Raw genomic sequence first — 14607 nt, 5'->3', positions numbered from 1 at the left:
GCTTTGTTGTATGGCTCGAATTTTCGATGTCATTCCCACACCCCATTATGTCATTCCCGCGTAGGCGGGAATCCAGAAAATTATAGTCATCCTGAATTTATTTCAGGATCTCTTTTAATAGATGCTGAAACAAGTTCAGCATGACATAAGCAAGGCTAGATTCCCGCTTTTAGCTTAGAATGACATACTACTGCTTTTATCGAGCCACGCAACAAAGCCAATAGATGCTGAAACAAGTTCAGCATGACATAAGCAAGGCTGGATTCCCGCTTTTAGCTTAGAATGACATACTGCTGCTTTTATCGAGCCACGCGAGAATGACATTTTGGATAGTTTCGTCCAATACATAACAAAAAAGGAGTCTTGTTTAAGACTCCCTTTTATAGTTTCGGTTAGAGAATAATATATAATATTATATATCGAATCTTATACCTGCTGTTAAGCTATTACCCTTATAGCGTGTACTGCCTGTTTGGAAAGTTGTATTTTCAAATTGAACATTTTTAGATTTTGTTTTACCGTTATCTAGATAGCTATAAACTAGCTCCGCTTTTACGCCGTCGGCAACTTCAGCTGAAGCTCCTAAAGATGCTTGCCAGGCAAAATTATATGTTTTCTTGCTAGAAGTAGAAGCAGTTACATTATTTACCGTCCAAGTAATTTTATCTTGTAGTGAAGCAACACCGATACCGGCACCTGCAAAAAGTTTAAACATACTTACGTCAACAAAATCTACATAGCCGTTAAGTAATAGATTGGCAAAATTATTAAGCTTATGCTTAACTGAGGCGGTAGAACCGTTATATCTTCCTGTAGTTACAATAGCGGTTTTTTTCAATTGCCCGCTAGCTATTGTACCGAGTGTTAAATCGGTTCTTACATTTTCCATGATGTAGTAACCTGCGCCGATTGAACCGGTAAATGCAGTACTAGACTTCATTTTTACGCCTGTAGAGCCGTCTTTTGCTTTATCAAAAATTATTGCACCGGCATTGGCTTTAAGATACCATTTATTTTCATTTTGAGATTGATTTGTATCCATTGCACAGTCTGCAAATGATAAAGTAGATGATAAAATTGTTGCACTTGCTGCGGCGATTAAAAGTAATTTTTTCATATTGTAGTTGTCTCCTTAAATATTATTAGTTTTATATTGTTATTATATATCGAATCTTATACCTGCTGTTAAGCTATTACCCTTATAGCGTGTACTACCTGTTTGGAAAGTTGTATTTTCAAATTGAACATTTTTAGATTTTGTTTTACCGTTATCTAGATAGCTATAAACTAATTCAGCTTTTACGCCGTCGGCAACTTCAGCTGAAGCTCCTAAAGATGCTTGCCAGGCAAAATTATATGTTTTCTTGCTAGAAGTAGAAGCAGTTACATTATTTACCGTCCAAGTAATTTTATCTTGTAGTGAAGCAACACCGATACCGGCACCTGCAAAAAGTTTAAACATACTTACGTCAACAAAATCTACATAGCCGTTAAGTAATAGATTGGCAAAATTATTAAGCTTATGCTTAACTGAGGCGGTAGAACCGTTATATCTTCCTGTAGTTACAGTAGCGGTTTTTTTCAATTGCCCGCTAGCTATTGTACCGAGTGTTAAATCGGTTCTTACATTTTCCATGATATAATAACCTGCGCCGATTGAACCGGTAAATGCAGTATTAGACTTCATTTTTACGCCTGTAGAGCCGTCTTTTGCTTTATCAAAAATTATTGCACCGGCATTGGCTTTAAGATACCATTGGTTATCATCCATCCCGTCGGCAAATGAAAGAGTAGAAGATAAAATTGTTGCGCTTGCGGCAGCGATTAAAAGTAATTTTTTCATATTAGTACCTCTGATTTATTAATTAATTATATTTAACTTATTAAGTATGTTAAGTAAAATTTTTTTATTTTAATCTTATCTCATGCAGATATAACATAACATATTTTCTATTGCTAGGTTAATTGAGGAATAAACTTATATATATGATAATTATAAAAAGATTTGTGATAATAAAAACACAATTATTGAAATCTCAATTAAGCATTGATCACTAAAGGTTAGGTAACTTGGAAATTCTACGTCATTGCGAGCGTTGTTGCATGGCTCGAATTTTCGATGTCGTTCCCGTGAAAACGGGAATCCAGGTTTTTTTTGTCATGCTGAACAAGTTTTGCGCATCTTTTTAATATATCCTGAAATAAATTCAGGAGGACTTTTTTATATTTTCTGGATTCCCGCCTGCGCGGGAATGACATACGGCACTTTTTTAGAACCATGCAACAAAGCCGGCCAAGCCTCGGTATGACACCGGATTGCTTTGCAAAAATTCGAGCCATACAACAACGCTTGCAGCGGCTCGCAATGACGATATCTATCTTTAGTTAGCAATGCTTACAATTAAGTCCTTACTTATATATTTATCGAATTTATCTTTTTCATTTTTATATTTATCTGCTTCGGGTAACGGCAGTTTTTCTTTGGTAATGTTTGGCCACTTACTAGCAAATAATTTAGCTCTTTCTACCCATTCGATTAACTCCTCTGATTCCGGTTTTATGGCATCAATGGGACATTCCGGTTCGCATACGCCGCAATCGATGCATTCTTCGGGGTTAATAACTAACATAAACTCTCCCTCATAAAAGCAATCTACGGGACACACTTCTACACAGCTAGTATATTTGCATTTTACGCATTCATCGGTTACGACATAAGTCATTTTATCGCCGGTTTTTAAGTTTAGTAATTAATGTAGAAGTTTGTAATGTCAATATAAGCAAGAAATACAATATAAAGCTTATAAACATAATGATTAGAGGTTGTAACATAGAATTATGAATAGTAGGCGCTCCGAGCCTTAAAACGCTTGCAGGCTGGTGCAGACTATACCAAATATTTACCGAAAATTTTACAATCGGGATATTTACGGCGCCGATAATAGCAATAACGGCAGCCGGTTTTTCGGCGCGTCTTATATCATCAGCACTATTAATTATGATAATATAACTTAAATATAGTAAAAATAATATCAACATAGAGGTTAGTCTTGCGTCCCAAACCCACCATGTTCCCCAAATCGGCTTTCCCCATAAGGAACCGGTTACTAAACTAATCAAAGTAAAACCGGCTCCCGCATAGCTACTAGCAACGGCGAGTAAATAAGACATTTTAGTTTTCCACACCAAGCTAGTAAAGCTACATATTGCTATGAAAGTATAAATCCCAAGCGCCATCCACGAAGCCGGCACGTGGACATACATAATCCTGACCGTTTCACCTTGTTGATAATCCGGCGGTGAGACTATTAGGCTTAAGTAAAGCCCGATGCTCATCGATAAAAGCGTAGATATCGCCAAAATAGGTATTAAAATGCTTGATATTTTACTGAAATAATAAGGATTTAGTAACTTTAACACCATAAGAATTACTTACGACCGAATAAACGTTCAATATCTTTTAGCTTAAGTTCTATATAAGTCGGTCTTCCGTGATTACATTGACCGGAAAACGGCGTAGCTTCCATTTGTCGCAGTAAGGCGTTCATTTCTTCCCCCGATAATTTTCGCCCCGCTCTGATGGAATAATGGCAAGCATATGTTTCCGTTACGTGTTCGATTAGTTCAATTAATGAAATATTTTCGTTTGTATCTAGTAAATGATCGGCAAGGTCGTGTATTAGCTGCCGGACGTTGATATCTCCGAGCAAGCTTGGAATTTCCGTAACTATAATTGATTTTTCGCTGAATTTTTCTATAGTTAAACCGAGCTTAGTTAACCTTTCTTTATTCTTATGTAAATAATCGGCTCTTTTTTCATCGGGTAATTCAACTATTTCCGGTATAAGTAACCGTTGTTTAATTAATTCTTCTTTTGCTAGAAATTGTTTGATTTTTTCATAACCTAGACGTTCATGTGCCGCGTGTTGATCGGTTATAACTATACTATCCTCTGTTTGGGAAATAATATAAGTAGTATGTAATTGAGCCTTCGCCGCTCCGAGTCTAAAACTATCTTTTTGAGATATTTCCGACTCTTTTTGCAAATGTTGCTCTACTGCTATTTCGATTTTGGCATGCGGTAGTGTATCGATCAGTTTCTGACAAGAATTATCTTGTGGGGTCTGAGCTGGAGGTCTGTAACTACTTGGCTTATCCGCAACACGGTTTGTAGCGTTGTTGCTTGGAGTTTTTGCGGTAACATTATTATTAGTAAACGGGTTTTTAAACAATTGCAAAGTGCTATCTGCAATGGCGGTAGAAGCTATATGGCTTTTGCTGCGCAGTGCATCTTTAATCGCATTAATTAATAAGTTTCGCACCGTATTCGGATCGTGAAACCTTACTTCCGCTTTCGCCGGGTGGACATTTACGTCGACTAATTGCGGGTCGATTTGCAAAAATACGGCGCATAACGGGTGTCTATCTCTGGCTAAATAATCTTGATAGGCTATCCTTAAAGCTACTTGTAATAATTTATCTTTTACCGGTCTGTTATTAATAAACAAAAATTGATCTTCAGCCGAAGCTCTGTTAAATGTCGGGATAGTTGTATAACCGTAAATAGATAATTCGGGAGTTTTAAAGTCAAGATAAGCGGCATTTTGGATAAAATCCTGTCCGATTATCTCGATTATTCTTTGCTTTAGGTTACTATCAAAATCTTTATTTTGCCCTTTTACTTTTATAAGGGTTTTGCCTTCATGCGATAAGCTAATAGAAATCTCCGGATGAGCTAAGGCAATTTTTTTGATGACATCAATTGAAGCTGCCAGCTCGGTTTTATCGGTTCTTAAAAATTTAAGCCTAGCGGGCGTTGCAAAAAACAAATCGCGTATCTCAATTTTAGTACCTTCGTTATGAATAGACGTAGTAACTTGTTTCTCTCTGCCGCCGATTAGTTTAATTTGATATGCTTTATCGCTGCCTTTCGGTCTTGAACTGATAAGCATTTTGCTAATAGCACCGATAGAAGGCAGGGCTTCACCGCGAAAGCCGAAAGTATGAATGTTTAAAAGATCACTTTCATCAAGTTTAGAAGTAGTATGACGTTCAACGGCAAGCTCTAAGTCCTTATCCGACATCCCGACGCCGTCATCCGAGATAATAATTAAATTTTTCCCTGCTCGCTCTAAAATTACATCTATTTTTGTGCTACCGGCATCAACGGCGTTTTCAACAAGTTCTTTAACAACGGAAGCAGGGCGCTCAATAACCTCACCGGCGGCTATTCGATTTATGGTATTTTCAGAAAGTAATTTTATAATCATTTTTTAGCTCTTTTCAACAATCTTTGCAACTAATTGAAATTTTTTACTGCAATAAGGGCAAATAATATACTGCTCCTTTGGATCAATTTCCAAATAAACTTTTGGATGATCATACGGAGGTTCTTTGCCCACGCAAGATACAGACGTAAAAAAACTATCAACAATTTCCATGAATTTATCAAATATTTCTTTAAGTAATGTCTAGCATAAGTTACTTTTATAGAAAATACAAATATGAATTTATCAATAGGCAAAACATGAAAGATAAAATAGTAATTATTACCGGTTCAACTAGCGGAATTGGGCTTGAAATAGCCAGGCACTTCGCGAAACTGCAAGCAAAAATTATTATTAACGGTTTTGCTGCCGTAGAAGAAGTCGAAAAAATATCGGCAGAGCTAAAAGCTTTAGGCGCTAGTGCAATTAATTATCAAGGGGCAAATCTTGCAAATCCGACTGAGATAGCTAAAATGTTTGAAGAGATAATAAAAGAGTTCGGTAAAATAGATATATTAATCAATAACGCGGGCATCCAGCACGTCGCTCCAATCGAAGATTTTCCGGCAGATAAATGGGAGCAAATCTTGCGCATAGATTTAATAGCGTCTTTTTATACTATAAAATATGCGCTGCCTAGTATGAAAAAAAACGGCTTCGGACGTATCGTAAATATTGCTTCGGCGCATGCTTACGTCGCCTCGCCCTTTAAATCGGCATATGTTGCAGCAAAGCACGGGATTCTCGGTCTTACCAAAACCGTAGCACTAGAAGTAGCAGAGAATAATATTACCGTAAACGCTATTTGTCCGGGCTATGTAAAAACCCCGTTAGTGATGAATCAAATCGCGGATACCGCCAAGGCAAGGCATATAACTGAAGAATCGGCATTAAGAGACGTAATACTTAAAACGCAAGCTACCAAAAAATTTGTCGAAGCCGACGAAATAGCCAATTTAGTAGTATTTTTATGTGACGAAAAAGCCTCGTCGATAACAGGTAGCGGATTGCTGATAGACGGGGGTTGGACGGCGCAATAAATAATTCTCGTACAGCTAAATTCAGAAAGCATAAGAGCTGATGAATTTAAAGACGACTCTGCGCAAGCAGTCAAAAGTACGTGAGCACAGACGAGTTCTGAGAAATTCGCTTGCATCAAGCTTTCCGAATTTAGCTGTACCGTCTTAGTGTCGGCTAATAAATAGGTTATTAATAATATTATTAATAACCTATTTGAGTTTAAAGAGATGGTTGCGGATATTAGATTTGTTAGAGAATTGAAAATTAGGTTACATAAATTAAATTTAAACTTGCCGGCTGATAAAGAGACATATGAATTAATTTTATTAAGCTTTATAAAAGCCAATGAAGGGGAACGGTTATACGTATATTTAGATATTAAAAAAAATCATACGATAGGAATCGGTTTTAATATGGATAGCCCTTATGCCGAAAGAATTTGGCAAGAAATATTCGGCTATGCTATTTCTTTTTACCGAGTTAAAGAGGGAAAACAACCAATTACTAAAGAACAGTCACGGTTATTATTTTCATATGTCAAAACAAGTTCAGAATTAAAATATTTAAAGACCGCCTTATTAGAAGTAAGAGAAAATTCTAACCCGGAACGTAATCGCGGCATACAAAACCGCCGAAACATACAAGCCGAGATGGGCGAACCTTATAATAACTTCGATCATTAAGGTCTATACATAGTTTCAGGAATAAAATGTAGGTCGTCATTACGAGCGACCAAAGACCTTGTTGCGTGGCTCGAAATCGTTACAAAAACACCGTCATTGCGAGGAGGTGCGGGCTTTGTTGCATGGATCGAAAATTGCTATATTTTGGGTATTCTTTAAAAGTACCGCGGTGTCATGCCGTGGCTTGACCACGGCATCCAGACAGGCTTTTTAATTTTTTCTGGATACCGTGGTCAAGCCACGGTATGACAAGTTTTAAGCGATTTTAACCATCCATGCAACAACGCCGCCGCTGTAAGCGGCGTGGCAATCTAGAGAAAAAATTAGCGAAAAATGCTATGAAAATTATTATTTTCTAGATTGCCGCGCTCCTTTCAGTCGCTCGCAATGACGTTTGGGGTATCCACGCAACAATGCCCGTCAAGCCACGGCATGACACCGCGGTACTTTTAAAGAATACCCGAAATATAGTAATTTTCGATCCACACGGGCATTGCCTCCTAGTAATGACGGAATTTAGAAGCCTTTCCTAAAGTTACTGATTTTTATTGGTTGGATAAAAACGACATAATAGCTATAATAGAATCTGCAAAGTAATTAGTTAAAAAAATTTATATGAACTTTATTGATGAAGCTAAAATATATATAAAGGGCGGTAACGGCGGCAATGGCTGCGTTAGTTTCCATAGAGAAAAATTTATTGATAGAGGAGGACCGGACGGCGGAGACGGCGGTCGCGGCGGCAGTATTATTTTCAGAAGTAATTACCACCTTAATACTTTAGTGAATTTTAGATATAAGCAACATTTTTTGGCCACAAGCGGTGAGAACGGCAAAGGTTCAAATAAAAGCGGTAAATCCGGTAAATCCTTAATTCTTGACGTGCCGATAGGTACGCAAATATTTTCGGAAAACGGCGATATATTATTATATGATTTTACGGCAGACGGGCAAAGCTTTGAAATAATTAAAGGCGGTAACGGCGGGCTTGGTAATAGCCATTTCAAAACATCGGTCAATCAGGCTCCAAGGCGTCGAACGGAAGGCGAAATAGCCGAGGAAATGTGGATTAATTTAAGTCTTAAATTACTCTCCGACGTTGGGCTTGTCGGCTTGCCGAATGCCGGTAAATCCACCTTCTTATCAGTTGCTACTGCGGCAAAACCTAAAATAGCCGATTATCCGTTTACTACTTTAGTGCCTTATCTTGGAGTAGTATATGTTGATGAGGAGGAATTTGTGCTAGCCGATATTCCGGGATTAATCGAAGGTGCGCATCAAGGGCATGGGCTTGGAGATAAATTTTTAAAGCATATTGAGCGATGTAACGTATTAATTCATTTGATAGACGGAAGTAGCACGAATGTTGAAACGGATTATAAAACCATTCGGCAGGAATTAGAGTCATATTCCGATTTATTAAAGGATAAAATCGAGATTATTTGCCTTAATAAGTGCGATATTTTAACCGATGAGGAAATCCACGAGAAGGTAAAGAGCTTACAAAAAATTACCGACAAAGAAATTTTTCCTATTTCTACTTATACTAAAACCGGTACCGATAAAATAATTAAATTAGCCCTTAGGACTATAAAGGATCAAAGATTGTAATTTTATTTTAAACGAGAAGTAGAAAATACCAAATAGTATATAACGGTTATACAGCTAAATTCAGAAAGCTTCAGACAAGATAAATTTAAAGACGAGCTAAGCTACCGTACTAGAGTGAGTACAGGCGAATGTCGAAAATTTGCTTGTATCACGCTTTCTGAATGACGCTGTACGTCACTATCTAACATAAAATTAATTATAACTTTAAACTTATTTAAATTTAGAGTAAAATCCCCGTTACGGGATTTTAAATAAAAAATAATAGCCTTAATGTTTTACGATACTATATTTAGCAGCCATATAGATAAAATTAAAAGCGAAGGAAGATATCGAGAATTTAAGGCGGTAAGAAGGCAAGCCGATAATTTCCCGTTCGCTCGGTGCGGCGATAAAGATATAGTAATGTGGTGCATTAACGATTATTTAGGTATGAGTCGGCACAAAAGCGTTATTGAAGCCTCTATGGATGCTTTAACAAAATACGGCGTCGGTTCCGGCGGTACGCGAAATATCGGCGGCAATAACAGCTCTATCATTGAATTAGAGCTAGAACTTGCCGATCTACACGCTAAAGAATCAGCGTTAGTTTTTACCTCCGGTTATGTAGCAAATGATACAACGCTTGCTAGCCTTGCTAAAATCATGCCTAATTTGGTATTTTTTTCAGATAAGTTAAACCACGCCTCTATTATTGCCGGAATTTCAAACGCTAAAGCGGAGAAGCATATATATCGGCATTTAGATATCGATCATCTTGAAGAATTGATACAAGCCGTAGATATTAATAGACCGAAAATCATTGTTTTTGAATCTGCTTATTCTATGGACGGTCTTTTTTCCCCCATTAAAGATATAATCCGCTTAGCTAAAAAATATAACGCTTTAACTTTTATCGATGAAGTTCACACTGTCGGGCTATACGGTAAACGAGGCGGCGGCATTGCCGAGCTACTAGATTGCAGCAATGAGATTGATATTATTCAAGGTACGCTCGGTAAAGCTTACGGCACTATCGGTGGGTATATTACGGCAAATTATCATTTAGTGGATGCTATAAGGCTTACGGCTCCGGGTTTTATTTTTACGACTTCATTGCCGCCGGTAATTTCTGCGGCTGCCGCGACTAGTATCAGACATCTTAAAGAATCGAGTGAAGAACGCCAAAAACATCAAGAAGTGGTTTTCAAGCTTAAAAATTCTTTTGACCGTTTTAATATCCCGTATTTAAAAAATGAAAGCCATATTATCCCGATAATTATCGGTGACCCGATCAAAACTAGCAAAGCTTCCGATATGTTGCTTACCGAATACGGTATTTACGTTCAGCATATTAATTTTCCAACCGTGCCAAGAGGTACGGAGCGTTTAAGAATTATCCCAACGCCTGCGCATACGGATAAAATGATTAATGATTTATCTGTCGCCTTGGTTAAAATATTCTTCGCTCTCGGTATAGAACTATCTTCTACTAGAGAGCTTAATGAAGAAATCCTCTTAAATCTTACCGCTTGAGAAGCCGGTGTCATACCGTGGCTTGACCGGTGTTGTTGCATGGACGGTTAAAAACGCTCTCGACGTCATTGCGAAGAGGGACGTAGTCCCGACGCGGCAATCCAGGCTATCCGGAATGTAATGAGGGATTTAATGAGAATGCCAAAAAGTTTATAAGGTGGCAAGTTTAGTATAAAAATATGTTTATACTTGATTGTCGCGTCGGCACTTTGTGCCTCCTCGCAATGACGATCCTTACTTCGCAGGAATAACATTAAAAAATTGTAAATACTATATGGAACTAGGTAATAAATTATTAAACTACAATAGCAACTACCCTGCAGAAATTAATAATAAAATAAAAATGCTGGAGTTTTTGAATAATTATAAGAATCCGTTTAGCAGAGAATTAGCAATCGGACATTTTACCGCATCGGCTTTTTTGCTTAATTCCGATAAAACTAAATTTCTATTAATGCATCATAACAAGTTAAACAAATGGATTCAACTAGGCGGGCATTGTAACGGTGATAGCGACGTATTAGCGGTAGCGATTAAAGAGGCTAAAGAGGAATCGGGTATTGAGGAAATTGAACCGATAAGCACGGAAATTTACGATCTAGATATTCATTATATACCTGAAAGACATCAGGAATTAGCACATTATCATTATGATGTAAGATTTTTATTAAAAACAATTGATAATGATAATTTTGTCAAAAATGATGAAGCAAGTGAATTAAGATGGATCGAATTTTCCTCTTATTCTCTTAAAGATTTTTCTTTAGAGGAGTCCGTTACTAGGATGATAGAAAAATATCAAAAAATGAAGTCAAAAATAGAACAAGTAAATTTGTAATTTAATTACAAGCTTTATAAAAAATCAAGTTGGCTTGTGTAAATATTTAGCTAAAATCACGATTGAAATAGCTGCAAGCCTGTTCCGGGGTGTTACAACCCCTATCAGTAGGCGTTATTGTATGGCTACCGGAATCGTCATTGCGAGCATTTGCGCGGAGCGCGGCAATTCAGGAAAAAATAGTCATCCTGAATTTATTTCAGGATCTTTTGCAAGAGATGCTGAAACAAGTTCAGCATGACAAAGACTCGATTGCCGCTCTAGACTACGTCCATCCTCGCAATGACGATTCCGGTAACCATGCGATAACGCCCCTTTATTGTAAAAAGTATTGCCTTGAGTATTTAAGGTTTCTGCTTTCTGATCATTTTCTTTGGCTAACTTAATATTTCTTTGTACATATCCCTTAATTTCCTTATCTCCTGCATATCCTATTTGGTTATCCTCAAGATTAAAGATAGGTGAGAATAGTATTGGTTTTTAAGGCTTCAGCGATAACCTTAGCCCCTGCATCTCCTATATTTATGTCATAAAGGTTAAGAGTAGTTGCTCCGCTCCTTAAACTATTAGCTTGCTCGGTCAATCCTTGATTTTCTAACCCTTCTCCAGTTCTTGAACCGATATTATTCTCGCATCATCTAATTTAAAATAAAATTTAACGTCTTCAAAAAAAGAATCAGGGCATTCTTACTACGATTCGATTAAGCCACGCTTCATTTTTTTATCGCGGAATGCGATATTTTTTATTGACTTTCAATAGAAAATATTTAATTTCATTTATAATTTAACTAAAATGTAAAGAAATGTTAGGCTATCAAAAAGAACAGAGAAGTTTAACAAAAGAAGAAAAAGAAGCTATTGGATTATTATCTATTGGTACCTTCCTTGAATATTTTGACTTTATGCTTTACGTACATATGGCGGTACTGCTTAATCAATTATTTTTTCCCGAATACGATTCTCGTACTGCCTCAATGCTCTCTGCTTCTATTTTTTGTATAACATTTGTAGTTCGCCCCCTAGGCGCTCTTATATTTGGTTGGATAGGTGATAATATCGGACGTAAAGCAACAGTAGTTATAACTACCATTATGATGGCTTGTTCTTGTGTAATAATGGCAATATTACCGACTTATAATCAAGTAGGGGTAACGGCTTCATGTATAATGGTAATCTGTCGTATAGTCCAAGGGATGTCTTCTATGGGAGAAATAACAGGAGCAGAAATTTATTTTACTGAAACAATAAAACCACCATTACAATATGTAGTCGTATCAATCTTAGCTTTCTTAGCCGCCTTAGGAGGTGTGACAGCCCTAGGTATAGCATCTTTTAGTACTGTTGAAGGATTTAATTGGCGATATGCTTTTGGGATTGGCGCAGTAATTGCCTTAGTAGGTGGAGTAGCACGTACTCGACTTAGAGAAACACCGGAATTTGCAGATGCAAAACGTAGAGTGCAAAGTATTTTAGAGCAGTTTGGAAAAAATCCAAAGTTAGTCAATAATAATTATATAGTAAAAGAAAAAGTTAATAAAAAAACTATTCTTGCTTTACTTTTAATAAATTGCGGGTGGCCGGTATGTTTTTATATTGCATTCATTCATTGCGGTAATATACTTCAGAATTCTTTTGGTTATACTCCGGATCAAGTAATCCATAATAATTTTTTTGTCGGATTAGTAGAAATGCTAGGAATTTTACCCCTAATATACTTAGGATACTATATTTCTCCCTTACTTATATTAAAAATCAGGTTAATAATCTATTCTATATTTATTTTAGCATGTCCTTATTTATTAAATAATATTAGTACTCCTTCAGGAATATTTTATTTTCAATGTTTTGCTATGTTTTTTGTTCTAGACACTACACCAGCAAAATCAATTTTCTATCAGTATATACCAATTTTTAAAAGATTTACTTATACTTGTTTTACAATTGCTATATCAAGAGCTATTACTTATGTAATTACCTCTTTTGGAATTATTTATTTAGTAAAGTATTTTAATAACTTTGGATTACTAATTATCATGATTCCTATAGCTTTAGGCACTGCGTTTGCTATAAATCATTTTGAAACGTTAGGAAAGAAAACTAACAACTATTAATAATAGATTTTGCAAAATTTAGCTGTTTCTTGTGCTATGTGAGGTAGTTTTAAATATTCCGCGAGAATTAAAAAGTCCTCTAGAGTTTCATCTATTATTTTTTTAGCTTTTTCAGGAGACTTTACTTTCAAAGTTTGGATATTATGAAATCTATCAAATAATTTAATAATTAGTAACTTTTTCTCTAAATTATGATATAATAATTTTAACATTTCTGCCGAGGTTATTTTCCCGTGTGGTTTGATTCGAGTTAAACCTTCTACTTGAATAGCTATCTCTCTTCCAAAAATTTTTGTAATCATTTCTTCGTTAAGCTCCGTATCCTCAATAGTATCATGAAGCAAACTAGTAATGATTATATCAGCAGTAAAAAAATTTTGCTCCATGTAAGCCGTATACTCCGCTACCATATATGCAACTTCTATCGGGTGAGAGTAATACGGGTCGCCTGATTGTCGCATTTGTGCGCCGTGATATTTCCGTGCGTAGTAAATGCCCTTCTTAACTTCTCGAATGTCTATTGGATATTGTACTAATTTGTTTAAAGAAGTAATTTTATCCAATAGCCTTGCGGCATAACCGCACATATCAAACTTTTCTTCCCAGCAATTGATATCTTCCACAAAAATTAATCCAAATTTATTAGATCAATCTTTATAACATTTTCTATTAATAATTTAAAGTAATAAATTGCAACGAGCAGTATTTTTTTAATCCTGCAATTTAATAATAATTTTTAAATAATACGAAATATAAAGCTTGAGTTATGTTAATATAATCTAAAATCCTACGAAGTTGTATATTATCTGCTTTATTTTCGCAACAAAAAATTTTGTAATTTAATTTAAAATGTTATTTTAGCTTTTCAGCCGCTTCTTCTGCGTCTAGCTCGGCTTCTGTTTGTTGGTCTTCTAATGCCATTTCTTTAGCGTGTCTTTCTATTAAATAACTATTTAGTACCCGCATGAGAATCATAACAACAATTAAAGCCGGTATAATAATTTTAAACATATCTTTGGTGTCTTTCCAAACTCGTGCATTTCTTTGCCTTTTTTCCTCCCTATATTCTTCCTCTGACTCTTCTTCTACAACAGAAATAGTGTCAAATTATTTAAGTTGCAAAAGTAAGTTAGAACATAGCTAACAATTATATTAATTATTCTTAATAAAAAAGTGCGGCGTTATTGTATGGCTACCGGAATCGTCATTGCGAGCATTTGCGCGGAGCGCGGCAATCCAGGAAATAATAGTCATCCTGAATTTATTTCAGGATATTTTGCAAGAGATGCTGAAACAAGTTCAGCACGACAAAGACTCGATTACTGCTCTAGATTACGTCCCTCCTCGCAATGACGGTGTTTTTTATAAGGATTTCGAGCCATGCAACAATGCCTCAAAAAATGGCGAATGGCGTACCCTAGTGTATGATTTTCTAACTTCTGATAAATCTTTTAAAGATAATATTGCTCTCTTTTATATTAAACAAAATTATAACGATAGGTCAACAATATGTTGACATAAGTCAATTAAATATTATATACTATAAATAATTCTTATTGTATTTT

At 36.0% G+C, this 14607-nt stretch carries 23 protein-coding genes; 11 read left to right on the top strand and 12 right to left on the bottom strand.

Annotated features, from left to right (window positions below):
- Positions 1–6: 6 nt before the first annotated feature.
- Positions 7–144: a hypothetical protein gene (locus AAHM91_RS05460; RefSeq protein WP_342270139.1), complete on the top strand. Its 138-nt coding sequence runs from the start codon at positions 7–9 to the stop codon at positions 142–144.
- Positions 145–174: 30 nt separating this feature from the next.
- On the opposite strand, the gene AAHM91_RS05455 is transcribed toward AAHM91_RS05460, so the two are convergent.
- From AAHM91_RS05455 to AAHM91_RS05415, 9 genes are all read right to left on the bottom strand, one after another.
- Positions 175–324 (bottom strand): hypothetical protein, encoded by a 150-nt coding sequence (locus tag AAHM91_RS05455; RefSeq protein ID WP_342270138.1) that lies wholly within the window; start codon positions 322–324, stop codon positions 175–177.
- Between the two features lie 88 nt (positions 325–412).
- Positions 413–1117, bottom strand: coding sequence for an outer membrane protein (locus tag AAHM91_RS05450; RefSeq protein WP_342270137.1), 705 nt, complete (start codon positions 1115–1117; stop codon positions 413–415).
- A gap of 42 nt (positions 1118–1159) precedes the next feature.
- Positions 1160–1843 (bottom strand): outer membrane protein, encoded by a 684-nt coding sequence (locus AAHM91_RS05445; protein WP_341793263.1) that lies wholly within the window; start codon positions 1841–1843, stop codon positions 1160–1162.
- Between the two features lie 236 nt (positions 1844–2079).
- Positions 2080–2280: a hypothetical protein gene (locus tag AAHM91_RS05440; RefSeq protein WP_342270136.1), complete on the bottom strand. Its 201-nt coding sequence runs from the start codon at positions 2278–2280 to the stop codon at positions 2080–2082.
- Positions 2222–2392, bottom strand: coding sequence for a hypothetical protein (locus AAHM91_RS05435; RefSeq protein ID WP_342270135.1), 171 nt, complete (start codon positions 2390–2392; stop codon positions 2222–2224). The genes AAHM91_RS05440 and AAHM91_RS05435 overlap by 59 nt, the downstream gene beginning before the upstream one ends.
- Positions 2382–2723: a ferredoxin FdxA gene (fdxA, locus tag AAHM91_RS05430; protein ID WP_253308352.1), complete on the bottom strand. Its 342-nt coding sequence runs from the start codon at positions 2721–2723 to the stop codon at positions 2382–2384. The genes AAHM91_RS05435 and fdxA overlap by 11 nt, the downstream gene beginning before the upstream one ends.
- A gap of 1 nt (position 2724) precedes the next feature.
- On the bottom strand, positions 2725–3420 hold the full coding sequence (locus AAHM91_RS05425) for a heme ABC transporter permease (protein ID WP_342270734.1): 696 nt from the start codon (positions 3418–3420) through the stop codon (positions 2725–2727).
- A gap of 8 nt (positions 3421–3428) precedes the next feature.
- A complete protein-coding gene (mutL, locus tag AAHM91_RS05420; RefSeq protein WP_342270134.1) occupies positions 3429–5270 on the bottom strand; it encodes a DNA mismatch repair endonuclease MutL in 1842 nt (613 codons plus the stop codon).
- 3 nt (positions 5271–5273) lie between these two features.
- Positions 5274–5441 (bottom strand): zinc-finger domain-containing protein, encoded by a 168-nt coding sequence (locus AAHM91_RS05415; RefSeq protein ID WP_253308350.1) that lies wholly within the window; start codon positions 5439–5441, stop codon positions 5274–5276.
- Positions 5442–5467: 26 nt separating this feature from the next.
- On the opposite strand from AAHM91_RS05415, the gene AAHM91_RS05410 reads away from it, so the two are divergent.
- The 7 genes from AAHM91_RS05410 (at position 5468) to AAHM91_RS05380 (ending at position 11317) form a co-directional block, all read left to right on the top strand.
- Entirely contained in the window at positions 5468–6307 is an 840-nt protein-coding gene (locus AAHM91_RS05410; RefSeq protein ID WP_458693708.1) for a 3-hydroxybutyrate dehydrogenase, read from the top strand.
- Between the two features lie 207 nt (positions 6308–6514).
- Positions 6515–6970 (top strand): lysozyme family protein, encoded by a 456-nt coding sequence (locus AAHM91_RS05405; protein ID WP_342270133.1) that lies wholly within the window; start codon positions 6515–6517, stop codon positions 6968–6970.
- A 61-nt stretch (positions 6971–7031) separates the two neighbouring features.
- Positions 7032–7184, top strand: a complete 153-nt coding sequence (locus AAHM91_RS05400) for a hypothetical protein (RefSeq protein WP_342270132.1) — start codon at positions 7032–7034, stop codon at positions 7182–7184.
- A 401-nt stretch (positions 7185–7585) separates the two neighbouring features.
- Positions 7586–8581 (top strand): GTPase ObgE, encoded by a 996-nt coding sequence (obgE, locus tag AAHM91_RS05395; RefSeq protein ID WP_253308347.1) that lies wholly within the window; start codon positions 7586–7588, stop codon positions 8579–8581.
- Between the two features lie 270 nt (positions 8582–8851).
- Positions 8852–10093, top strand: coding sequence for a 5-aminolevulinate synthase (hemA, locus tag AAHM91_RS05390; RefSeq protein ID WP_342270131.1), 1242 nt, complete (start codon positions 8852–8854; stop codon positions 10091–10093).
- 211 nt (positions 10094–10304) lie between these two features.
- Entirely contained in the window at positions 10305–10931 is a 627-nt protein-coding gene (locus AAHM91_RS05385) for an NUDIX hydrolase (RefSeq protein WP_342270130.1), read from the top strand.
- Between the two features lie 218 nt (positions 10932–11149).
- Complete coding sequence (locus tag AAHM91_RS05380) at positions 11150–11317, top strand: hypothetical protein (protein WP_342270129.1); 168 nt, start codon at positions 11150–11152, stop codon at positions 11315–11317.
- A 65-nt stretch (positions 11318–11382) separates the two neighbouring features.
- Here AAHM91_RS05380 and AAHM91_RS05375 read toward each other — a convergent pair whose 3' ends face one another.
- Complete coding sequence (locus AAHM91_RS05375) at positions 11383–11514, bottom strand: hypothetical protein (RefSeq protein WP_342270128.1); 132 nt, start codon at positions 11512–11514, stop codon at positions 11383–11385.
- A gap of 220 nt (positions 11515–11734) precedes the next feature.
- Between AAHM91_RS05375 and AAHM91_RS05370 the strand changes: the two genes are divergently transcribed.
- Positions 11735–13042: an MFS transporter gene (locus AAHM91_RS05370; RefSeq protein ID WP_342270127.1), complete on the top strand. Its 1308-nt coding sequence runs from the start codon at positions 11735–11737 to the stop codon at positions 13040–13042.
- Here AAHM91_RS05370 and AAHM91_RS05365 read toward each other — a convergent pair.
- Positions 13039–13665, bottom strand: coding sequence for an HD domain-containing protein (locus AAHM91_RS05365; RefSeq protein ID WP_341793271.1), 627 nt, complete (start codon positions 13663–13665; stop codon positions 13039–13041). The two genes, AAHM91_RS05370 and AAHM91_RS05365, sit on opposite strands and share 4 nt — an antisense overlap.
- 229 nt (positions 13666–13894) lie before the next feature.
- Entirely contained in the window at positions 13895–14053 is a 159-nt protein-coding gene (locus AAHM91_RS05360; protein WP_342270126.1) for a hypothetical protein, read from the bottom strand.
- A gap of 177 nt (positions 14054–14230) precedes the next feature.
- On the opposite strand from AAHM91_RS05360, the gene AAHM91_RS05355 reads away from it, so the two are divergent.
- Positions 14231–14395: a hypothetical protein gene (locus AAHM91_RS05355; protein WP_342270125.1), complete on the top strand. Its 165-nt coding sequence runs from the start codon at positions 14231–14233 to the stop codon at positions 14393–14395.
- Complete coding sequence (locus tag AAHM91_RS05350; protein ID WP_342270124.1) at positions 14328–14558, top strand: hypothetical protein; 231 nt, start codon at positions 14328–14330, stop codon at positions 14556–14558. The genes AAHM91_RS05355 and AAHM91_RS05350 overlap by 68 nt, the downstream gene beginning before the upstream one ends.
- The last annotated feature ends 49 nt before the right edge of the window (positions 14559–14607 follow it).

Source organism: Rickettsia endosymbiont of Orchestes rusci (assembly GCF_964030945.1).
GTDB lineage: Bacteria > Pseudomonadota > Alphaproteobacteria > Rickettsiales > Rickettsiaceae > Rickettsia.
The sequence above is the reverse complement of the archived record's forward strand: the minus strand, read 5'-3'. Positions and strand labels throughout refer to the sequence as shown.